The organism is Acinetobacter sp. 1130196 (assembly GCF_000588095.1).
GTDB lineage: Bacteria > Pseudomonadota > Gammaproteobacteria > Pseudomonadales > Moraxellaceae > Acinetobacter > Acinetobacter nosocomialis.
In genome coordinates this window covers 18,231-40,027 of the sequence record NZ_JFWX01000040.1, presented here as the reverse complement: position 1 = coordinate 40,027, position 21,797 = coordinate 18,231, and the positions used below count along the sequence as shown (strand labels likewise).

Annotated in this window: 18 protein-coding genes; 8 read left to right on the top strand and 10 right to left on the bottom strand. The window is 40.1% G+C overall.

All coding sequences use genetic code 11. The annotated features are described in order from the left end of the window. The 8 genes from J671_RS20440 to J671_RS20405 all read right to left on the bottom strand — a co-directional run. Positions 1–264, bottom strand: a 264-nt coding sequence (locus tag J671_RS20440; RefSeq protein ID WP_236767318.1) for a helix-turn-helix domain-containing protein, incomplete at its 3' end; no start/stop codon positions are given. A gap of 121 nt (positions 265–385) precedes the next feature. Next, the gene (locus J671_RS20435) at positions 386–979 is read right to left on the bottom strand and encodes an RDD family protein (protein WP_004887718.1); all 594 of its coding nucleotides are present in this window, start codon (positions 977–979) and stop codon (positions 386–388) included. Between the two features lie 236 nt (positions 980–1,215). Beyond that, positions 1,216–2,388 (bottom strand): MFS transporter, encoded by a 1,173-nt coding sequence (locus tag J671_RS20430; protein WP_009501077.1) that lies wholly within the window; start codon positions 2,386–2,388, stop codon positions 1,216–1,218. A 64-nt stretch (positions 2,389–2,452) separates the two neighbouring features. Then, positions 2,453–3,295 carry an IclR family transcriptional regulator gene (locus J671_RS20425; RefSeq protein ID WP_000081482.1) on the bottom strand — a complete coding sequence of 281 codons (843 nt, stop codon included), beginning with the start codon at positions 3,293–3,295 and terminating at the stop codon, positions 2,453–2,455. Positions 3,296–3,404: 109 nt separating this feature from the next. After that, a complete protein-coding gene (locus tag J671_RS20420) occupies positions 3,405–4,610 on the bottom strand; it encodes a 3-oxoadipyl-CoA thiolase (protein WP_000930801.1) in 1,206 nt (401 codons plus the stop codon). 14 nt (positions 4,611–4,624) lie between these two features. Beyond that, positions 4,625–6,148 (bottom strand): 3-hydroxyacyl-CoA dehydrogenase, encoded by a 1,524-nt coding sequence (locus tag J671_RS20415; protein WP_004887715.1) that lies wholly within the window; start codon positions 6,146–6,148, stop codon positions 4,625–4,627. Between the two features lie 61 nt (positions 6,149–6,209). Next, positions 6,210–6,971, bottom strand: coding sequence for an SDR family oxidoreductase (locus tag J671_RS20410; protein WP_002048283.1), 762 nt, complete (start codon positions 6,969–6,971; stop codon positions 6,210–6,212). 29 nt (positions 6,972–7,000) lie between these two features. After that, positions 7,001–7,789: an enoyl-CoA hydratase gene (locus tag J671_RS20405; RefSeq protein ID WP_004887713.1), complete on the bottom strand. Its 789-nt coding sequence runs from the start codon at positions 7,787–7,789 to the stop codon at positions 7,001–7,003. A gap of 312 nt (positions 7,790–8,101) precedes the next feature. On the opposite strand from J671_RS20405, the gene J671_RS20400 reads away from it, so the two are divergent. The 6 genes from J671_RS20400 to J671_RS20375 are packed head-to-tail and all read left to right on the top strand — an operon-like array spanning position 8,102 to position 14,557. Further along, complete coding sequence (locus tag J671_RS20400) at positions 8,102–9,256, top strand: acyl-CoA dehydrogenase family protein (protein WP_000617392.1); 1,155 nt, start codon at positions 8,102–8,104, stop codon at positions 9,254–9,256. 58 nt (positions 9,257–9,314) lie between these two features. Then, positions 9,315–10,598 carry an MFS transporter gene (locus J671_RS20395; protein ID WP_009501086.1) on the top strand — a complete coding sequence of 428 codons (1,284 nt, stop codon included), beginning with the start codon at positions 9,315–9,317 and terminating at the stop codon, positions 10,596–10,598. 47 nt (positions 10,599–10,645) lie between these two features. Beyond that, the gene (locus tag J671_RS20390; RefSeq protein ID WP_002048307.1) at positions 10,646–11,314 is read left to right on the top strand and encodes a 3-oxoacid CoA-transferase subunit A; all 669 of its coding nucleotides are present in this window, start codon (positions 10,646–10,648) and stop codon (positions 11,312–11,314) included. Further along, complete coding sequence (locus tag J671_RS20385) at positions 11,314–11,967, top strand: 3-oxoacid CoA-transferase subunit B (RefSeq protein WP_000116037.1); 654 nt, start codon at positions 11,314–11,316, stop codon at positions 11,965–11,967. The genes J671_RS20390 and J671_RS20385 overlap by 1 nt, the downstream gene beginning before the upstream one ends. Before the next feature lie 37 nt (positions 11,968–12,004). Further along, positions 12,005–13,321 carry an outer membrane trimeric porin-like protein DcaP gene (gene dcaP / locus J671_RS20380; RefSeq protein ID WP_004887709.1) on the top strand — a complete coding sequence of 439 codons (1,317 nt, stop codon included), beginning with the start codon at positions 12,005–12,007 and terminating at the stop codon, positions 13,319–13,321. Positions 13,322–13,339: 18 nt separating this feature from the next. Beyond that, positions 13,340–14,557: an MFS transporter gene (locus tag J671_RS20375; protein WP_006581459.1), complete on the top strand. Its 1,218-nt coding sequence runs from the start codon at positions 13,340–13,342 to the stop codon at positions 14,555–14,557. Positions 14,558–14,577: 20 nt separating this feature from the next. On the opposite strand, the gene J671_RS20370 is transcribed toward J671_RS20375, so the two are convergent. Beyond that, positions 14,578–15,027 (bottom strand): PaaI family thioesterase, encoded by a 450-nt coding sequence (locus J671_RS20370; RefSeq protein WP_079377081.1) that lies wholly within the window; start codon positions 15,025–15,027, stop codon positions 14,578–14,580. Positions 15,028–15,330: 303 nt separating this feature from the next. Here J671_RS20370 and J671_RS20365 point away from each other — a divergent pair, with 303 nt between their 5' ends. Continuing rightward, entirely contained in the window at positions 15,331–17,133 is a 1,803-nt protein-coding gene (locus J671_RS20365; RefSeq protein ID WP_004887706.1) for an acyl-CoA dehydrogenase C-terminal domain-containing protein, read from the top strand. Between the two features lie 196 nt (positions 17,134–17,329). Beyond that, the gene (locus J671_RS20360) at positions 17,330–18,133 is read left to right on the top strand and encodes a thioesterase family protein (RefSeq protein ID WP_004887705.1); all 804 of its coding nucleotides are present in this window, start codon (positions 17,330–17,332) and stop codon (positions 18,131–18,133) included. A 61-nt stretch (positions 18,134–18,194) separates the two neighbouring features. Here J671_RS20360 and J671_RS20355 read toward each other — a convergent pair whose 3' ends face one another. Beyond that, on the bottom strand, positions 18,195–21,677 hold the full coding sequence (locus J671_RS20355) for an indolepyruvate ferredoxin oxidoreductase family protein (RefSeq protein WP_004887704.1): 3,483 nt from the start codon (positions 21,675–21,677) through the stop codon (positions 18,195–18,197). Positions 21,678–21,797 lie beyond the last annotated feature (120 nt).

The following is a 21,797-nucleotide window of genomic DNA, read 5'->3' as shown; positions in this document are numbered from 1 at the left end:
AAATGTCTTTAAACGCTTTGCTATTTGCTGAGGAGACCATAAACAACGGATCGCTTCAACAATAAATTTCCAGAGGATTGAATCGATTTTGAGTTTTCTGTGACCACGTCTACGTCTAGCGAAGGTGTTATCAGAAGCATATCGAGCTTGATAAACGTCATTGATGCTATTTCTTTTAAGCTCACGATAGATCGTACTAGGATGTCTTTTAATGAGTTCAGCAAATTTTCTGGCTGAAAAGCCTTCTTTTCTTGACTCAAGCATTAATGCAGTACGATCTTCAAAGTTAAGATGATGGTATGACAATTTTATATACTCCATAAACCCTTTAAATTAATTAGGTGGTTTATGTCGCACTTCAAGTTTTACTCTGCCCCCTCTTATATTAGTTTTTTGAATATTGTTTTTTAATTACAATAGTTCCAGCAATAAAGTCATGAATAGCTCTTTTTCTCTTATTAAAAAGTAAAACAATAAACTCACTCCAAGTCCATAATTCACTTGCTGAGTTAACTATACTGTACCAAGCTGGATAAAAAAGTAGAATATATTTTGCTTGATCAATTTTCCCTGCATTTAGGTATATTTCAGGATCAGCATAGCTTAATGCGATTAATTCGGATATAACCGTAATAATACAAAAAACAATATCAACTGAAGATCTTAACACAGCTTGTATAAGAGTGATTTTACTACCATCGGGACGTGTAATTTTTATTCCAACCACCATTTTTCCTATCGTTGCACCAAATCGATAGTGAAAGTAAATTATATAAGTAATCGCGAAGAGAGCTGCAATAACTACAGTGATCATTGAAATAATTATAGATATATTTTGAGTAAAATAACCTATTATCATCAAAGGTATCATCACTAGCATATCAATAATGCCAGCACTAAGACGTTTCCAAAAACCAGCATAGACTGTTTCATTATCTATTTTGATTGGTAAGAAAAATATTTCTTTTTTGTTGAACATACACTTAATTATTAAAAATTTAATATTGGTAATGGTATGTTAAATAATTAATCTAAGCAATTTATTATTATTTTTTTGTTGGTTATAAATATTAAAATAAGAAAAATTTACTCGTTTTAAAAAGTGAATATTAAGTTTGTTAGTTGCATTATCAAAGAGGCAGAAGACATTATTCGTGGACGTTTATTAGGGCTTTTATAACGAACTATTAGCCTACTTTGAGATCAGCACAAGTTTTAATTGTGCTGATTTTTTGCATCACGCACACAATAATAAAGACATAGAATGGCAAAAATTAAGCCCAAAATACAGACACCTTTCCATCCGAAGTGTTTCCAAGCGTAGCTTCCCGCCGTTGTGCCTAAAGCGCCGCCAGCAAAGTAACCTGTCATATAAATGGCATTAAACCGTGAACGTAATTCTTGATTAAGTTTAAATACAATACTTTGGTTGGTGACATGTACCGCAGAAAGAGAAGCGTAGAGAATAAGTAAGGCAATAATATAAAAAGCGAAATGGTAGGGTAAAAGTGAAAAAAGTATCCAACTTAAAATCAGCCCAATGCCGCAATAAATCGAAATTTTATGGATATAGCCTTGGTCAATAAATTTGCCTGAGAAATTGGCAACGAAAGTTCCTAACACGCCAACAAAACCGAAAAGGCCAATGGTAAAGTCACTAAAATAATAAGGTGCCGGAGCCAGAAGCAACGACATGGTGGTAAAGGTTAAACTCACACAAGCAAATGTAAAACCACCAATATAAGTTCTGGTTCTTAAACGTGGATTTTGAATAAAAATCTTTGGTAAAGAACGAATGGTTTTTACATAGTTTTCAGATTTGGTGGGTGGGAATAACCCAATATTACGATGCAAAATAATGGCAATGATGAGTAATAGAAAGCCACTAACCAGATAAATAATATTCCACGCAAAAAGTGTAGACATCAGCCCAGAAAGGGAACGGGCGAGTAAAACACCCATCATCAGCCCACTCAGTAAAAAGCCAACAACACGGCCACTTTGTTGAATCGGAACCAGACTTGCAGCAAGCGGTAATAAAAGTTGGGCTGCGCTGGAAAATAAACCGGTAATAACAGTGCCAAGCAGTAAAAGATAAATATTGTGTGAAAAGCCACTAATAATTAATCCGCTTGAAGCTAGTAACATAAAGATAAATAGCAGCTTGCGCTTTTCTAATATGTCACCCAACGGCATTAAAAAGAGTAAGCCACAGGCATAGGTGATTTGGGCTAGAGTGGGCACCCATGCTGTAGTGGTTTCAGTTAAATTTAAGCTTAGACTAATTGAATGAATAAGTGGCTGACTAAAATAATTTCCACCTGTACAAATGCCTGCAGCAATCGCCATTAGAATAATGGTTGGGGTATAGAGTGCGTTTTTCATCATGCCTATCGTCATAATGAAAGTGGAACTTTAATCAACACAACCATAACTGTTTTAAGTACGATTGTTAGTGCGTTTCATTCAAAGCATCTTGAATATTGTGCACCATGTGGATTAAACGTGGTCCAATTTCACCTTCAAGTTTTTCCGGATTTAGATGAAAACTTGGCGCACCACAGTTAAAAACATAAAGACCGTGTTTAGAGCTAACCAAAGGTACAGCCACTGAGTTTACTTCTTTATGCCACTCACCCAAAGACAAACAATATCCATAATCTTGATAATCACGGAAAGCTCGTTCTAATGAGCGTTTGATGGCTGGCCAGTTTTCTGGATTTTTTTGTTTCAATGCATCAAGTAGAAAGTTGCGCTCACGTTCAGGAGTCGCAGCCAAGCATGCTCGTCCCATAGAACTGCTATGCAGTGGTAAAGTCGAACCAATTGGACGGCGCATATTTAAGGCTGTTTCAATTTGCACAACATCGATATACACCATATTTAAGCGATCACGCGTTGCCATCGCTACGGGCGCTTGAACATACTGACTCATCTCTTCCATATATTGATGAGCAATATTACGAATCGAGATGTTAGATAAAGCTGCATATCCTAAGGATAAGACACCAATATCTAATGTGTATTTGGTCGAGTTAGGTAATTGTTTTAAATAACCTAATGACACAAGGGTATTGGTAATACGTGCAATGGTCGGTTTAGGTAAACCTGTCATTTTTGCTAATTCTTGGTTACCAAGCACCTGATTATTTGCAGAAAAGCATCTTAAAAGTTCTAAGCCGCGTGCTAAAGAAGCAATAAACTGCGGGTTATTTTCCCGATGTATATGCGAAATAGGATCTAAACGTATCTCATCAAAATTTATTGGTTTTTCAGTTTCCGTGTTTTGAGACATTCGATCCTCAAATATAATTAAAGCAATAGTTTTGCCATTATATTTCGCTCTGCAAAATAAATCCATTCATCACTGCGCTGTTGTGATGAATGGATATCTGGTTCAATGGTTATGAAACGTTTTCAATCACCATTGCAAGACCTTGGCCTACACCAATACATAGGCTCACCACGGCATATTTCTTCTTACGGCGAATTAACTCGCGCGCTACTGTTAACGCAAGACGAGCACCTGAAGCACCAAGTGGATGACCAACTGCAATTGCACCACCGTTCGGGTTCACACGTGGGTCATTAAAATCAACATTTAAGCCTTTTAAACAAGATAAAACCTGTGAAGCAAAGGCTTCATTAATTTCGATAATATCCATGTCATCTAAAGTAAGGCCAGCACGCGCAACAGCTTTTTTAATCGCTTCGATCGGGCCAGCACCCATAATGCGTGGCTCAATACCGGCTGCCGCAGCGGACAAGATTTTTGCCATTGGTTTTAGGCCATATTTTTGACCTGCCGCTTCTGAACCAATCAAAAGTGCTGCTGCACCATCATTAATACCTGAGGCATTACCCGCAGTAACTACGCCACCTTCAAAGAGTGGTTTTAACTTTGTAAGTGCTTCAACAGTTGAGCTTGGGCGAGGGTGTTCATCTTCAGAAACGAGCTTAGGTGGCAATTTTTTGCCTTGGAAAACCTCAATTGGCGTAATTTCATCGGCAAAGAAACCTTCTTCTTTGGCTTTTTGATATTTGGCTTGTGATTGGGCTGCAAATAAGTCAGCTTGTTCACGGCTAATACCAAACTCGGCTGCAACGTTATCGCCCGTTTCAGGCATTGAATGACCGCCGTACTGCGCAATAATTTTTTTATTTGGAAAGCGAGAGCCAATCGTGGTGTCATAAATTTTTGCATCACGGCTATAAGCGCTTTCCGCTTTACCCATCACAAACGGTGCACGTGACATACTTTCTACACCACCTGCAATATACAGTTCACCCTCACCACAAGTAATAGCGCGTGCTGAGTCAATCACAGCACCTAAACCACTAGCACATAGGCGGTTTACTGTCTGGCCTGGTACAGTGACAGGTAGGCCTGCAAGTAATAGTGCATTTCGTGCCACATTACGACTATCTTCACCCGCTTGGTTGGTGTCGCCTAAAATCACATCTTCAATATCCGCGCCTGGTACACCTGTTTTTTCTAGTAGTTTTTGAATGACAGTTGCGGCCAAATCATCAGGACGAATTGAGGCAAGTTCACCTGCATGACGGCCAAATGGACTACGTAAACCATCATAGATATATGCATTTAACATTGAGAAATTCCTTTTCAAGACTCGTGAGTAAAAGTAAGAGGTAAATGAAGTGCGACACGACGCTGTAACCACGGGCTAGGGCGGTAACGCGGGTCATGGGTAAGTGCTGTTATACGGTTCAGAATAAGTAAGACTTTTTCGCTACCGACTTGATCGCCCCATTCAATTGGTCCAAATGGATAGCCTAAGCCAAGACGTACAGCCGCATTAATATCATCTACTGTGGCAATATTTTGCTGGGCAATATCGCAGCCTAAATTAATGACCATGGCTAAAACACGCTGCGCAACAAAGCCAATACTTTCATTAATCATACTGACCATATTTCCATCTAGATTGAAAATAGAGTGAGCCGCTTGTCGGTATTCAGATTTAGTAATGAGTGATGGCATTAAGGTGCGATGTTTTGCAATGCCATAAAGCATGTCTATCGCAACAGTATGCTTTGGATTAACTCCTAGGCGAGTAGCTGCTTGAGTTGTATCTTCACCATAACAAGCGAGTAAACATAAGCTATCTGTTTGCGGTTCAGAATTGGTGTCTAGGGCAATATTTTGCTGAGTTAAATAATCTTCGAGTTGTTTTTTATCGTCCAAGAAATCGGCAGCGATCCAAACTTTTGGATATTGTGCTAAACGCTCTACCAATTTGGCTGGTTGTTCACCTGTTTTTGAACCGGTTTCATAGTTATAAAAACCTTGATTAACCTTACGTCCAAGTTGCTTGGCATCTAGCATTTGCTTGGTCAGCGGGCTTGGTTTGTAGCGGGCTTCTTCATAGTACTGGTGATAAATCGACTCCATCACAGGATGCGAAACATCAAGGCCAGTTAAATCCATTAATTCAAATGGCCCCATTCTAAAACCAACGCCGTCACGTAAAATTCGGTCAATTTCACTAATATCACAGACATTCTCGTTTAAAATTTTGAGCGCTTCAGTTCCATAAGCACGGCCCGCATGGTTAATAATAAATCCAGGGGTGTCCTTTGCTACAACAGGGCGATGACCAAATGCACGAGACAGATCGTTTAAAGCATCAATAATAAGTGGATCTGTTTTTAAACCACGAATGACTTCAACCACTTTCATGAGTGGAACTGGGTTAAAAAAGTGATAACCCACAACACGCTCAGGCTTCTTGCAATTTGCCGCAATGGCTGTAATAGAGAGAGAAGAAGTGTTTGAGGCTAAAATAGTAGTATCCGAAACAATGTCTTCAAGCTGTTGCATCAAGCTTTGTTTAATATCGAGACGTTCAACAATTGCTTCTACAATGAGGTCACAATTTTTTAAATCTTCAATTTGATGGGCAACAATTAAATGGTTATTTGCCGCTGTTGCTTGCTCAGGCGTAATCTTATTTTTTTCGACTAACTTTTGAAATGTAGCAGCCAGTTTTTCTTTGGCCTGTTCTGCGGCGCCTGCTTTGGCATCATATAAATAAGTGGTATGACCTGACTGCGCAGCAATTTGAGCAATACCACTGCCCATGACACCTACACCAATCACAGCCATGCTTTTAATATCATAAGTCATGTCGATCATCCTGATGATTAATCTATATTTGAAATTAAATGGAAAAATAAGGTTGGGTGATTTAGCTTAAGCATTGTTTATCACCATCAATGGGTAAGATTTGCCCTGAAATTGAGCGACCACTATCTGACGCTAAAAATAGGCATAAATCTGCAATATGCTTTGGATTGACAAAATATTTGAGCGACTGATTTTTCAGTGCGTTTTGAGTCACTTCTTCCAGTGATGTATGGGCTACATCGGCACGGGCCTGTAATACGCGCTGAACCCGATCACCATCTACCGCTCCAGGAAGAATAGCGTTAACCCGAATGTTATCTGCACCGAGTTCCATAGAAAGCGTTTTGGTAAAACCGATCAACCCCCATTTTGAAGTGGAATAGGCCAGTCGATATGGATAGCCTAAGCGGCCGGCAATAGACGACATATTAATAATCACGCCTGCCTGTGCTTGCTTTAAATAGGGAATGGCTAACTGGGTAATTAAAAAAGTGCTATTCAGGTTTAAATTAATAACTGTATTCCAGTCTTCAAAACTTAACTCATCTGCTGCAACGGTCGGGCCTGAGATGCCTGTGTTATTGACTAAAATATCAATACCGCCAAGTTTATGAATGGCTTGACTAAACATGAGTTTAATTTGTTCATGGTCGGCTAAATCACAGGTATATATGTGTAGCTTTGGATAATCTTGTTGAAATTGTTCTAAGCTTTTAGCATTGATATCACAAACAAAAACTTCATCCTGATTGTTTAAAAATGCCTCGGCAATGCATCGTCCTATCCCTGAACCACCTGCACTAATTAATACTTTTCTGGCCATTTTCATTCCTTTGTTATTATGGTTTTAAATTATTTACCTTGATACGACGGCTTACGCTTTTCGATAAAAGCTTGAACGCCTTCATTTTTATCTTCGGTAGAAAATAACAACTGGAATGCTTTTCGTTCTAGAGTTAAGCCTGCATTTAATGGAACATCTTCGCTCATTAGTGCAACTTCTTTAATTTGTTGCATGGCAATAGGAGGCATTTTTGCGAGGCTTTGTGCCATTTGGATTGCAGTTGGAATAGTTTGGTCGTCTTCTGTGACTTGTGAAACAAGACCAATCAAATAAGCTTCTTCGGCTTTCACCATGGCACCTGTCATAATCATGCGCATAGCATGGAATTTACCCACAGCACGGAATAATCGTTGTGTACCACCAGCACCTGGCATTAGACCGACTTTAATTTCCGGCTGGCCAAAGGTTGCGCCTTTACCTGCAATAATAATGTCAGCATGCATTGCAAGTTCGCAGCCACCACCTAATGCATAACCATTTACAGCAGCAATCACGGGTTTAGGGCATTGGGCAATTGCATTCCAATAACGTTCGGTATGACGCAATAACATTTCTGTGGAAGTTGCGGTTGCCATTTCTTTTAAATCTGCACCTGCGGCAAAGACTTCTTCACCACCTGTGAGCACAACCGCATTGATCTCATCGTTAAAACTTAACTCGGTAAAAGCTTGTGCTAGTTGTTTGCGAACTTCACTGTTTAAAGCATTTTTTGCTTCTGGGCGGTTAATTTTAACAACTGCTATTTTTTGAATAGAAAAGTCGACTTCTACGAAATTATTCCCTGTTGACACACTCATTTTTGAATTCCTTGTTTCGCATATCAAAACTATATTCCTTTTATGATGCTTATTTTGGAATTTATTTCAAGTCTTATTTCTCTTAATAGCGTAGGTATCATCTTTTAAAATAGATAAGTTATTGATATTGCGTAATGGTCTAAATTTAAATTTCGTTAAACGAAATTAATTTTCAAAAAAGCTTGAAATTTGTATTTTTGTTCTCGTACTATGAAACACATCCGCACTAAACAAGATTTAAAAGCATGGTATCCAGACCAGCTGGAAATGGCTGATGGATACGATGGAAATATATAAAAAGGGAGATCAAAGATGATCCGTGATGAAGGGATGTTGGAGCAGTTACTTTCAACAATTCGAGATTTTGTAAAAAATGAATTGATCCCTCGTGAAAACGAAGTGGTAGAGAAAGACAAAATTCCAGATGACATTGTGCAGCAAATGCGTGAGCTAGGTTTGTTCGGCCTCACAATTCCCGAAGAATATGGTGGCCTAGGCATCACCATGGAAGAAGAAGTCAGAGTTGCATTTGAACTTGGACAAACTTCACCGGCTTTCCGTTCTTTAATTGGAACCAATAACGGTATTGGCTCAAGTGCAATTTTGATTGATGGTACAGAAGAGCAAAAGCAGAAATATTTACCACGTTACGCAAGTGGCGAAATTATTGGTTCATTTTGTTTAACCGAGCCTGAGTCTGGTTCTGATGCTGCCTCTTTAAAAACCAGTGCGGTAAAAGATGGTGACTTTTATGTGTTAAACGGTACCAAGCGTTTTATTACTAATGCACCCCATGCTGCAACCTTTACCGTAATGGCTCGAACGAATCCTGAAATTAAAGGGTCGGGAGGTATTTCAGCTTTTTTAGTCGAAGCGAATACACCAGGTATTACCTTGGGCAAAATTGACCAAAAAATGGGTCAAAAGGGTTCACACACCTGTGATGTAATTTTTGAAAATTGCCGTGTACCTGCTTCTGCATTGATTGGTGGGGTAGAAGGTGTCGGTTTTAAAACGGCCATGAAAGTGCTGGATAAAGGACGGTTGCACATTGGTGCCTATAGCGTGGGTGTCGCCGAACGCATGTTAAACGACGCATTGCACTATGCGATTGAGCGTAAACAGTTTGGTCAACCTATTGCGAACTTCCAGCTTATTCAAGCCATGCTTGCCGACTCAAAAGCCGAAATATATGCCGCTAAATGTATGGTCTTAGATGCAGCTCGCCGCCGTGATAATGGCGAAAACATTAGTACGGAAGCCTCTTGCGCAAAAATGTTTGCGACCGAAATGTGTGGCCGCGTTGCTGACCGCTGTGTACAGATTCATGGTGGCGCAGGCTATATCAGTGAATATGCCATTGAACGTTTTTATCGTGATGTACGTTTGTTCCGTTTATATGAAGGAACGACGCAAGTTCAACAACTTATTATTGCCAAAAACATGATTAGGGAAGCTACAGCCTAATAAAAAATCAAATGCCATGAGGCATGGGATGCCTCATGTTCCTTCTGAGGATATGGACATGACAACAAAGACTGTTACAGAGAATATGAATAGCACTGAAGCTATTCAAACGCCCAAAAAGATTTGGATTACTGCATTTATATTCGCTTTTTTTACACTTTTATGTGATGGGGCAGATTTAGGTTTTTTGGCATTAAGCCTCACTAGTCTTAAAACAGAATTTCATTTAACTGGTGTGCAAGCTGGAACATTAGGAAGCCTGACTCTATTTGGCTCGGCCGTGGGTGGACTCATTGGTGGTTGGGCATGTGACCGTTTTGGTCGGGTTCGTATTATTGTTTTCTTTATTGCTTATTCTTCAGTTTTAACCTGTGCGCTAGGCTTTACACACTCTTATATGCAATTTGCAGTTTTAAGAACTTTTGGAGCGATGGGTTTAGGTGCACTTTATATTGCCTGTAATATTTTAATGTCAGAAATGGTTCCGACCAAACATCGTTCTACCGTTTTAGCAACGCTGATGACAGGTTATACCTTAGGTTCTTTATTAGCGACATTACTAGCAGGACACATTATTCCTGAACACGGCTGGCGTTTCCTTTACTGGATTGCAATTGCGCCTGTGGTGTTATCAATTTTGATGCACATATGTGTACCTGAACCTGAGTCATGGAAAAAAGCGCGTCAATTAAAAGCGTTAAAAATAGCTCAAAGTAGCCAACCTAAAAAACGTCAAAATCCATATCTTGAGATTTTAAGAGATAAAAAACATGGCACCATGTTTGTACTTTGGATTATTAGTACTGGTGCACTACAGTTTGGTTATTACGGCGTAAGTAACTGGTTACCGGCTTATTTAGAGTCTGATCTAGGCATCAAGTTTAAAGAAATGGCCATGTATATGGTCGGTACTTTCCTGATTATGATGTTCGCCAAAGTAATTGCAGGAATTGTTGCCGATAAATTAGGACGCCGCGCTGTATTCGCTTTTGGAACCATTGGTACAGCCTTATTTATTCCAGTCATTGTTTACTTAAATACACCAACCAACATTTTATGGATGATGCTGTTTTTCGGTTTCCTTTACGGTATTCCATATGCAATTAATGCCACCTATATGACAGAAAGCTTCCCGACTTCTATTCGAGGTTCGGCAGTGGGCGGTGCTTATAACATTGGCAAAGTACTTTCAATTTTTTCTCCATTAACAATTGGTTATCTATCGCAAAACGGTTCTATTGGCTTAGGACTTTTGGTAATGGCTGCGGCTTATTTTATCTGCGGGGTAATTCCATTGTTATTTATTAAAGACCGACTATTTAACCCGCAAAAGGCAGAGTGACAGATTTATCTGTCACCTTAAATTAAGGATGAAAAGGGACAAGTGAGATGATAAATAAAATCACCAGTGACATTGAACCGATTTTAAAAGCTATTCCTGATGGAGCAACCATCATGACAGGCGGGTTTGGTGTGACGGGGCAACCTGCTGAATTAATTGAAGCCTTAATCGATTTAGGAAAAAAAGAACTCACCATTGTAAACAATAATGCAGCTTCGGGTGACCGTGGTCTAACCAAGCTGATTATTGCCGGTTGTGTCAAAAAAATGATTAGCTCATTTCCGAAATCTGCAGGATCAACCGTTTTTCAAGACTTATATAGAGCGGGAAAAATTGAGTTAGAACTGGTACCGCAAGGTAATTTGGCATGTCGTATTCAAGCCGCAGGGGCAGGTTTGGGTGCTATTTTTACTCCGACTGGTTATGGCACTAAAATTGCCGAAGGCAAAGAAACCCGAACCATTAATGGTAAAAACTATGTGCTTGAATATCCACTGGAAGCTGACTTTGCACTGATTTATGCCGATAAAGCCGACCGCTGGGGCAATTTAACTTACCGCAAAGCGGCTCGCAATTTTGGACCAATTATGGCAAAAGCCGCCAAGACCACGATTGTTCAAGTGAATGACACCGTAGAGCTAGGAACGCTTGACCCAGAGTGCATTATTACACCGGGAATTTTTGTTCAGCACGTTGTAAAAGTAGGAGATATCTAATGTCAGTTCAAAAGCGTTCTCGTGAAGATATTGCCAAACTCATTGCCAATGACATTCCGGAAGGTTCTTATGTCAATTTAGGCATTGGCTTACCGACCAACGTTGCTAAATTCTTGCCAAAAGACAAAGAAATTTTTTTACATTCGGAAAATGGTGTTTTGGCTTTTGGCCCACCACCACAACCGGGTGAGGAAGATGAAGATCTGGTAAATGCCGGAAAAGAACTTGTCACTTTATTAGATGGTGGATGTTTTATGCATCATGGTGACTCATTTGACATTATGCGTGGCGGCCATCTGGACATTTGCGTGATTGGTGCATTCCAAGTTGCGGTCAATGGAGACTTGGCAAACTGGCATACCGGTAAAGCAGATGATGTACCTGCAGTTGGCGGTGCTATGGATTTGGCAGTTGGTGCAAAAACGATTTATGTCTATATGGAGCATGTCACTAAAAAAGGTGAGCCCAAAATTGTAAAAGAACTGAGTTATCCAATAACGGGTGAGCAGTGTGTAAACCGTATTTACACCGATTTATGCATTATTGAACTCAAGGACCAAAAAGCTTACGTCAAGGAAATGGTAGACGGCTTAACTTTTGATGAATTACAGGCAGTTACTGACTGTGAACTAATTGATGCACGTGTAGCCTAAATACACACGGAAAAAACGCTTCTTTAAGGATTAAAAGATGAAAAAATTAATTTTAGCTGCAGCTTGCGCTGCGGCTTCAGGGACTATTTTTGCAAATTCTTCAGATACCACAGAACAAAGAATTAATTTACTAGAAACCGAGCTGCAAAAATTAAAAGCAGAACTTGCTGCTCAGAAACAAACTCAAAATAATTTACAGGTCAAACAGGTTAAGATCGAAGAGAACATTGAAAAAACTAAAGCAACGGTAACAGAAAAGCCTGTTGCTCCTTCATGGGTGACTTGGACGGATAACGTTAAGGTTTATGGTATTGCCCGTATTGATGCAGCGGTTGATTTTAAGTCATCACCAGACTCGGGCGGTAGAACGACCAGCAGTCTGTACCGAACACCTTTTGAAAGTGAAAAACGTTCGAATCATGCGCGTTCGGATGCCATGATTAATGCAAGCCGACTCGGTGTTTATTTTAATAGCCCAAATAAAGCGGTTACAGGAAATATCGAAGCCGATTTCTTTGATAGCTCTAACATGGGAACGGGGGATGGTAAATTCCGTATCCGTCATGCATTTTTTACCTATAAAGACTGGACCTTTGGTCAAACATGGTCACTCATGTCTAACATGGAAACCCGTACAGAAGCTGTTGATTACACCCAATTTGTGGGAACTTCCTATACGCGTACTCCTCAAATTCGCTATGACTGGAAAATCGACGCCAATAATGATTTAAAAGTAGCTTTGGAATATACAGGTTCGAGAGTCTCGGCATTGCCATCTTTAACGGGGCGCTATACTTTTAAACAAGGTCCTTTAACTGCTCTTGCGCAAGGTTTTATCAATGAAAAATCCGCAGATGTCGCCACTGCCACAGTGAAGAAAGTAAGTTGGGGTGCAGGAGGCGGCTTAAAATATCAACTCACGCCACAACAATCGCTACAAGCAAATTATCAATATATTGTCGGTGATCAAAAATTTATGCCGTATACCACCCAAAGTGGTTTGGCAAATTCAACAAGTTTAAATGCTGCGGGTGATTTTTCTTTAAACGAAGATAAAACAGATTTGGTGATGAATAAGTTGAATAGCGTCAATATTGGCTATTCATATAAATTTAATGAGCAATGGCGTGCGAACTTATCGGCTTCAATGTTTGATTATGATGACGACACGGCTTATGCCAAACTTAACCCCGATGCTAATAAACGCTTAACGGACTATGCTGCTAACGTCTTTTATTCTCCAATTGAGCAAATGGATATTGGGATGGAATATCACCAAGGCAAACGTGAAGTGTTCGATGGCCGAACCGCTGATGTGTCACGCATAAACTTTGTATCAATGTATAAATTCTAAAATAGGGCGTAATTAAAAATGGAAAAAATAGTTGAGCCCAATGCAGAAAATATACTGTCAAAAAGCTTTATTTTTATCATGGCAATGACATGTGGAATTTGTGCGGGTTCAAACTATTATAACCAGCCCTTAATCTATTCCATTGCAGAAGCATTAAAAGTCAATGCCGATCAGGTCGCTTTAACTATTGTGATTAGCCAGCTGTCATATGCAGTTGGCCTTTTTATATTAGTTCCCTTAGGCGACTTTTTTGAAAAGCGTAGTTATATTTGCCTGCTCATGTGTTGTACGGGGCTTGCACAAGTAGGGCTATCCTTAAGTCAAACCTTGCCAGCTTTATATGGCTTTACCTTTTTAGCTACATTCTTTTCGATTGCGACTCAAGTTTTAGTTCCTTTTGCCGCGGGTTTAGCCAGCCCGAAAAAAAGCCCTCAAGTTGTAGGGACTCTCATGAGTGGTTTGTTCTTGGGAATATTATTGGCACGTTCTATTGCAGGCTTACTTTCTACAGTTTGGTCTTGGCATGCGGTTTATTTAATTAGCGGAATTGTCATTTTGGTGTTTGCTTGGGTAATGTGGGTAAAGTTACCAGTGGCGCGAAAATCCCATCAACTCAATATTCTACAGATTTATGGTTCGCTATTTTCATTAGCTGTTCATCAGCCTCATTTACTACGCCGTGGTTTGGCAGGGGGAATTGGCTTTGGAATTTTGGCTCTCATTTTTACCACCATGACTTTTATTTTGGCGAATGAGCCTTATCACTTTAACGATTTCCAGATTGGTTTATTTGGTATTGTTGGCTTGGCTGGCGTATTTGCGACCCCATGGGCAGGCAAGAAAATTGCAGCAGGCCTTGAAAATAGGATTGCATTGGTTTGTATGGCACTATTAATGAGTGCATGGATACCACTATTTTTTGCACAGCAGTCTTTGGTTGCCTACGCTGTTGGCGTGATTATGGCGTATTTTGGTTTGTCAGCATTTCATGTACTCAACCAAAATCTGGTCTACCGGATTTCGGCCGAGGCACGTTCCCGTATTAATTCAATTTATATGACTTTATATTTTGGTGGAGCCGCCTTAGGTTCTTTTATTGCGGTGTATGCTTGGAAACACTGGGGATGGGAAGCATGTGCTGCTTTAGGTTTAGCAATGGCAATAACAAGTTTCGTGATTGATCGCTTAGATTTTTATGAAATGGGTAAGATTACCAAGCAAGAAAAAGCTCCATAAACAGGAGCTTTAAAATTTTATTATTTGCGAATAATCATTAAGGTTGCCGAGGCAAAAGCATACACTTTGCCGTTCTCATCTACGATTTTTCCTTCGGTACTTATAATATTACGGCCCGCATTAATCAATTCGGCTGTCGCATAGTAAGACGTATCAACTTGCATGGGGCGGATCATTTTTACATTTAAATCAATGGTTCCATAGCCGACGCCATGTTCGAGCAATGTATGAGCTGCACTGCCAGTAGCTGTATCTAAAGCTGTGGCGCAAAAGCCGCCGTGTACACCGCCTTGAATATTTCTATGTTCTTTGCGAGGGGTAACTTTATAAGTTGCTTTACCTTTGGATACTTCAACGAGTTCCATTGGTATGGTGTGAGCCATAGGTGATGGAGAAACTTCACCATTTTTTAAAGCGGTTAAAAACTCAAGACCTGTGTATTTCGGGCTTTCCATGAATCGTCCTTGGATGATTAAGCAATCTAATCACCATACTATAAATTGAATTTTTACGGAATAAAATTTTGCAATACAAAATTTAAATTTATTTTGATTATGTAATGCTAATTACTTTTTATTCTGTATTTGTATTTTAAAACATGTATTTATGTTTTATATCCATTTATGAGTTACGATAATTTTATTAATTTAGTGAAAATATATTTTGCTATAAGAAATTTTTTGATATTTTGGTGAGATTGAAACAATAAAAGTCCATTTCAAGGAAAAACGATATCTGCCCATGACACAGGCAGAGAGGTGAAAGGAAAAACTATGCCTTTATACAAAGCTCCATTACGCGATATGCAATTTGTACTGCATGAAATGCTTCAAACAGAACAGAACTATCAAGGTTTAAGCAAATATCAGGAAAGCGTAAATCGAGAATTAATTGATCAATACTTAGAGGCAGCAGCAGATTTTTGTGAAAATGAATTAGCGCCCATAAATCAAAATGGCGATCAAGAAGGCTGTCATTTAAATCAAGGTGTGGTGACAACCCCTAAAGGTTTTAAAGAAGCCTACCAAAAATATGCCGAGCTTGGGTTTACTTCATTAACCGCCGATCCGGAATATGGTGGGCAAGGCTTACCAACATTACTGCGGATTGCGATTTCTGAAATGTTATGTGGTTCTAATTGGGCTTGGGCAATGTATCCGGGATTGTCTCATGGCGCAATGAGAACAATTGAGCACCATGGTACCGAGCAACAAAAACAGAAGTTTTTGACTAAACTTATTAGTGGTGTCTGGACCGGAACCATGTGTTTAACCGAGTCACATGCGGGTTCGGACCTTGGTTTAATTAGAACTAAAGCAGAACCAAATTCGGACGGTAGTTACTCGATTACAGGCGAAAAGATTTTTATTTCGGCGGGGGAACATGATCTTTCTGAAAATATTATTCATATTGTTTTAGCCCGTTTGCCTCAAGCACCTGCAGGGACTAAAGGTATTTCTTTATTTATTGTGCCTAAATTTAATGTGAGTGATGATGGTCAGGTGCTGGACCGTAATAAAGTCGTTTGTAGTGCGATTGAACATAAAATGGGGATTCATGGAAATGCGACCTGTGTACTGAATTTTGATGGTGCCAAAGGTTATTTAATTGGTCCTGAAAATCGTGGGCTCAATTGTATGTTTACTTTTATGAATACCGCACGTATTGGAACAGCCGTACAAGGGCTTGCTGCTTCTGAAATCTCATTTCAAGGCGCGTTAAGTTATGCTAAAGAGCGTCTCGCTATGCGTTCGTTATCTGGTCCTAAATATCCTGAGAAAAATGCCGATCCAATTATTGTGCATCCCGCTGTGCGTTCAATGTTAATGACACAAAAAGCTTTTTCTGAAGGTGGTCGTGCACTGGCTTATTTTCTGGCTCAGCATGTCGATATTGTGGAAAGCTCAAACGATCAGGAACAGCAAAAACACTCCGATGAATTATTGGCTTTTTTAACACCCATTGCTAAGGCCTTTTTAACAGAGTCGGGTAATGAGTCTGCAAAGCATGGTGTTCAAGTATTTGGTGGACATGGCTTTATTGTTGAGCATGGCATGGAGCAAATTGTACGTGATGCACGTATCTCGACATTGTATGAAGGTACAACTGAGATTCAGTCTTTAGATCTGCTGGCACGTAAAGTCCTCAAGTCGGAAGGCAAACTTCTAAAGAACATGACCGATTTAATTGATCAGTTTATTAGTCAGCACCAATCAAATGAAGTCTTGAAACCTTATTTAGAAAAATTAGCTGAGCTTAAGCAGCAATGGCTGTCACTGACCAAATCTATTGCAGAGAAAGCCAAACACAACCCAGAAGAAATAGGGGCTGCTTCAGTAGATTATCTTTATTTTTCTAGTTACGTCGTGTTCGCTTATTTGTGGGCTCGAATGGCACAAGTTGCCCATGAAAAATTAGCATCGGGTACACAAGAAGAAGCTTTTTATAAAGCAAAATTAACGACAGCTAAGTTTTTCTATCAAAAGCTTTTGCATCGTACACAGAGTTATGCCGCTTCTATTGAGTCTGGAGCTGATACTGTGATGGAGCTCGATCAAGATGCTTTTGCATTTTAATGAATCGTAATATCTAGAATCATTGGGTGAAATTGACATACGAAATTTTACCTATTGATTAAATTTGTAAATTTAGACTCATCAGTTTTTGGTAGGAAAAACCAGTTGAGACAAAGAAATAGAGGGTTAACATAAGTATTAAAACGTGAATTTTCATCAAATATTGATGTTGGACAAGGACTAAGGAAAGAAAATCATGAATGCTTATTATCAATTACTGAATAGAACAATTGGTCCTCAAGGTGAAGTGATTGCTCATTATTGCTCAACTGTTCATGCGCAAGGTGCTTGGAACCCTCATGAACAGCATATGGCGCCTGCAAGTGGCGTGATCGCAGTAGAGTTAGAACAGTTTTCACCACGACAAGATATGCGAATTGGTCGAATTAGTTTTGATATTTTTGGATTGATTGCATTTGGTGAATTTACGATTAAAACACATGTCATTCGTGCCGGTAAAACGATTGAATTGATTGAAGCAGAACTACAAGCACAAGGTAAAACTTGTATTGTGGCTAGAGCATGGCGCATGTGCACTCAAGACAGTTCCGATATTGCTGGGCTTGAAGATCAACCAATTCATCATCCAGATACTTTTACCGAATGGACAGGTATGAAAAGATGGCCGGGTGGTTTTATCCAGACATTAGTCACTAAAACTGATGATCAGCATCGTGCGGGCAAAGGCATTGTTTGGCTAAACAATCATAAAGAAATAGTTGAAGGGCAGCCGACCACAGATTTTGCGCATTTGATCGGTATGGTAGATACCGCAAACGGCATTGTCCCAAGACAAGAAGGAGAATTTACTTGGGGCTTCCCAAATCTTGATTTACAAATCCACATGCACCGTTATCCGCAAGGTAAATGGTTAGGTCTGGAAACCGTTCAGCAATATGGTTCGGATGGCATTGGTTTAACCAGTGCAGTTTTACATGATGTGTATGGTCCATTTGGACGAAGCGAGCAGATTTTGACTTTACGTAAAATGACTAAATAAATTTTTGAGCCAATAAAAAAAGTCATCCCCAAGGATGACTTTTTTTATTGAGATTTAATTGTTAGTTACGGACTTTTAGCAATGTTGGCGTAAGCTCATCCCAACGTTGTTTTGCAGCGTCCATTGCTTTCATTTTGATATGACCATAACCGCGGACTTCTGCCGGTAATTTTGCAATTTGTTCAGCAACTGCCAAGTTATGATTGTCTGGTGTCTCAACAAGTGTTTCAACAAATGCGATGTAACGGTCACGCCAAGCTTGTTCGTGTTGACGTTCTTCTTGACGCGCAAATGGGTCAAGGAAAGTTTCACGAAGCCATTGTAAGCGAGCGAGCATCATCATCGGGAAACGCATCCAGTAACCAAACGCACGTTTACGGACATTTTTCAGACCACCAAGTAACGCTGGTGGAGCAAGATGATAGGTTAAACGTAAGCCTTTACCGAATTGGGTTTCAATTGATTCTTTGAAGCTTTTACCTGTTAGTAGACGTGCAACTTCATATTCATCTTTATAAGCCATAACTCTGTAAAGCTGAGTTGCAATCGTACCTGTTAACTCTTCTGGTAACTTTTTAGCTGCCAATTCTACAAGAGTGCGGTATTTAGCTGCATAAGCTTCATTCCAGTAGTCTGTTAGACGAGCAGAACGGTCTTCAACAAGTTCAGCTAAAGTTTGCGGAGTTTTGGTTTTTGGCATTGCTGCAAGTAAACGAGCAGCTAAAGTCGGGTCACTTGCAAGATGACAACCTACACGGAAAGCTTCAAGGTTCTTTTCAACAGCCGTACCATTTAGGCGAATTGCTTTTTCAATACTTTCACGTAATAGCGGAATGCGACCAGATTGCCATGCCATACCGAGCAATAACTGGTTGGTATAAATTGAATCACCTAAGAGCTGAGTTGCAATACGAGCCGCTGGCAGAGAAACCAGCTGACCTTGACGAACACGACCACGGAGACGGTCAATTAAATCGGTAATAGGCGCATACCAGTCACGAGATTTAATAAACTCAGAAGTAGGGGTACTGTCTTCATTCACAATAACTAAAGCATCATCTTTTAAACGAGATAGAGCAGCGCTACCACCAGCGACTACGGCATCTGCACCGATGAGTAATTCACATTGACCCGCTGGAATTTTGGTAGAAGAAATTTGCTCATCACTTGCTGCAAGTTGAACGTATGAATAAACCGTACCACCTTTTTGGGCAAGGCCGGCCATGTCCATAACACGTGTTGCTTTCCCTTCGAGGTGAGCCGCCATACCAAGCAGTGCACCAATAGTCACAACACCTGTACCACCAATACCACCGACCATAATACGACTTGGAACGTCATATAACTGAGGAATAACGGGTGATGTTGGCCAGCCTGCACCAATACCTTCAAATTTAGCAGGACGTTTCATATCACGTGTATGAACAGTCACAAAGCTTGGGCAAAACCCTTCGGCACAAGTGAAGTCTTTATTACAGCTACTTTGGTTAATTTGACGTTTAGTCCCTAAAGCAGTCTCTACTGGCTCAATAGATAAACAGTTTGATTTTTTAGAACAGTCGCCACAACCTTCGCAAATATCACTGTTAATGTATAAACGCTCAGCTGGGTCAGGGTAGGCATCACGTTTACGGCGACGGCGTTTTTCACTGGCACAGGTTTGTACATAAATTAAAGCGGTTACACCTGAAACTTCACGTAGCTCACGTTGAACTGCATCAAGCTCATTACGGTGGCGAATTTCTACACCCGCTGCAATACCGTCTTCTTCATTTAATAATTTAACTTCATCAGTGACAATCACTTGTTTTTTAATACCTTCGGCAGCGAGCTGGCGAGTTAACTGTGCAACGCTCAAATGCCCATCTACATGCTGACCACCTGTCATAGCGACCGCATCGTTGTAGAGGATTTTGTAGGTGATATTTGTTTTTGCAGCGATAGATTGACGAATTGCTAAGTAACCAGAGTGGAAATAGGTTCCATCACCAAGATTAGCAAAAATGTGTTTTTCATTGGTAAATGGTGATGCACCCACCCAACTTACACCTTCACCGCCCATTTGAGAGAACGTTTCGGTACCACGGTCAAGCGAAACAGCAATATAGTGACAACCGATACCGCCTAACGCACGACTACCTTCAGGAACGACTGTTGATGAGTTATGTGGGCAACCACTACAGAAATATGGTTTACGTTCAGCAAGATCAATCACACGTTTTGATTCTTGCTCTGCTTTTAGCAGTAAGTCGATTCTGCTTTGGATTTGTGCTTTTAAGCTTTCTGGAATATCTAGTTTTAAGAAGCGAGCAGCTAGCATTTTTGCAATCGGTTCAGGCTGATACTCATAGTGACCAATGAGCGGTGCTTCTTCAATAGAGGTACTCCATTCACCTTTGCCATCAATCGCTTTACCAATAACACGAGGACGTTTGTCATCAGGAAGTGAGTACAACTCATCTTTAATTTGTGTCTCAAGAATTGGACGTTTTTCTTCAACAACAATTAGCTCTTCTAAACCTTCGGCAAATTCACGTAGACCTTGTGGTTCTAGAGGCCAAATCAGCCCAACTTGATAAACACGTAACCCAAGCTGTTGGGCTGTTTCATCCTCAATACCTAAAATACGTAGGGCTTCAATGGTATCTAAATAACCTTTACCACTTGCAGCAATACCAATACGGGCATTTTCACAAGGCCATGTTACGGTATTGATTTTATTCGCACGGGCATAAGCCAAAACAGCAGGTAAGCGATATTTATAAAGACGTTCTTCTTGTTGAATGCCATGATCTGGCCAACGAATATTAACGCCACCCTCTGGGAAATTGACATCTTTTGGTATAACAGGAGTGACACGGTCTAAATCGACATGAACAGAAGCTGAAGTTTCTACAATTTCACTGACCAGCTTCATGGAAGTCCACAGACCAGAAAAACGTGAAACAGCAATGGCATGAACACCAAAGTCTAAAATTTGTTGAACGGATGTTGGGTAGAAAATTGGAATACCGCAACCAATCATGACATGTTCAGACTGGTGGGGAATTGTAGAAGATTTACAAGAGTGGTCATCACCAAATAAAGCAACGACACCACCACGTTCAGAGGTACCAGCTAAGTTAGCATGGCGGAGTACGTCGCCTGAACGGTCAACACCCGGGCCTTTACCATACCACCATGAAGACACTCCATCATATTTGCCTTGACCTGAAAGGTTAACTTGTTGGGTACCCCAAATTGCGGTAGCAGCCAAGTCTTCATTTACGCCAGGTTGAAATACAACATTATGGGATTTAAGTAATCCTTGAACTTGCCAAAGGAAACTATCATAGTTACCAACAGGAGAACCGCGATAACCAGAAATAAAACCAGCAGTATGATAACCATTAATCGCGTCACGGCGAGTTTGGGCAAGAGGCAAACGAACAAGCGCCTGAATGCCGGTCATATATGCTGTACCGTTATCACTTACATATTTATCTTCAAGTGACACATCCTTTGTTGCAATAATATTTGGAGTGACTTTTGTAGCTATATTCATTTATATCTCCTTAGAATTTTTAGTAGCTCGGACTACTTTCTTTTTTCAACATCCAGTTGAATATTTGGAGCAAGTGACATACGAAATAAAAAAAGATCGGTTCCTCTTCTTAAAAAGAAT

Bases quoted from the DNA above. Each gene is read 5' to 3' on its own strand.
- J671_RS20435 (WP_004887718.1), bottom strand. From the start codon at position 979: ATGTTCAACAAAAAAGAAATATTTTTCTTACCAATCAAAATAGATAAT.
- J671_RS20430 (WP_009501077.1), bottom strand. From the start codon at position 2,388: ATGATGAAAAACGCACTCTATACCCCAACCATTATTCTAATGGCGATT.
- J671_RS20425 (WP_000081482.1), bottom strand. From the start codon at position 3,295: ATGTCTCAAAACACGGAAACTGAAAAACCAATAAATTTTGATGAGATA.
- J671_RS20420 (WP_000930801.1), bottom strand. From the start codon at position 4,610: ATGTTAAATGCATATATCTATGATGGTTTACGTAGTCCATTTGGCCGT.
- J671_RS20415 (WP_004887715.1), bottom strand. From the start codon at position 6,148: ATGACTTATGATATTAAAAGCATGGCTGTGATTGGTGTAGGTGTCATG.
- J671_RS20410 (WP_002048283.1), bottom strand. From the start codon at position 6,971: ATGGCCAGAAAAGTATTAATTAGTGCAGGTGGTTCAGGGATAGGACGA.
- J671_RS20405 (WP_004887713.1), bottom strand. From the start codon at position 7,789: ATGAGTGTGTCAACAGGGAATAATTTCGTAGAAGTCGACTTTTCTATT.
- J671_RS20400 (WP_000617392.1), top strand. From the start codon at position 8,102: ATGATCCGTGATGAAGGGATGTTGGAGCAGTTACTTTCAACAATTCGA.
- J671_RS20395 (WP_009501086.1), top strand. From the start codon at position 9,315: ATGACAACAAAGACTGTTACAGAGAATATGAATAGCACTGAAGCTATT.
- J671_RS20390 (WP_002048307.1), top strand. From the start codon at position 10,646: ATGATAAATAAAATCACCAGTGACATTGAACCGATTTTAAAAGCTATT.
- J671_RS20385 (WP_000116037.1), top strand. From the start codon at position 11,314: ATGTCAGTTCAAAAGCGTTCTCGTGAAGATATTGCCAAACTCATTGCC.
- dcaP (WP_004887709.1), top strand. From the start codon at position 12,005: ATGAAAAAATTAATTTTAGCTGCAGCTTGCGCTGCGGCTTCAGGGACT.
- J671_RS20375 (WP_006581459.1), top strand. From the start codon at position 13,340: ATGGAAAAAATAGTTGAGCCCAATGCAGAAAATATACTGTCAAAAAGC.
- J671_RS20365 (WP_004887706.1), top strand. From the start codon at position 15,331: ATGCCTTTATACAAAGCTCCATTACGCGATATGCAATTTGTACTGCAT.
- J671_RS20360 (WP_004887705.1), top strand. From the start codon at position 17,330: ATGAATGCTTATTATCAATTACTGAATAGAACAATTGGTCCTCAAGGT.
- J671_RS20355 (WP_004887704.1), bottom strand. From the start codon at position 21,677: ATGAATATAGCTACAAAAGTCACTCCAAATATTATTGCAACAAAGGAT.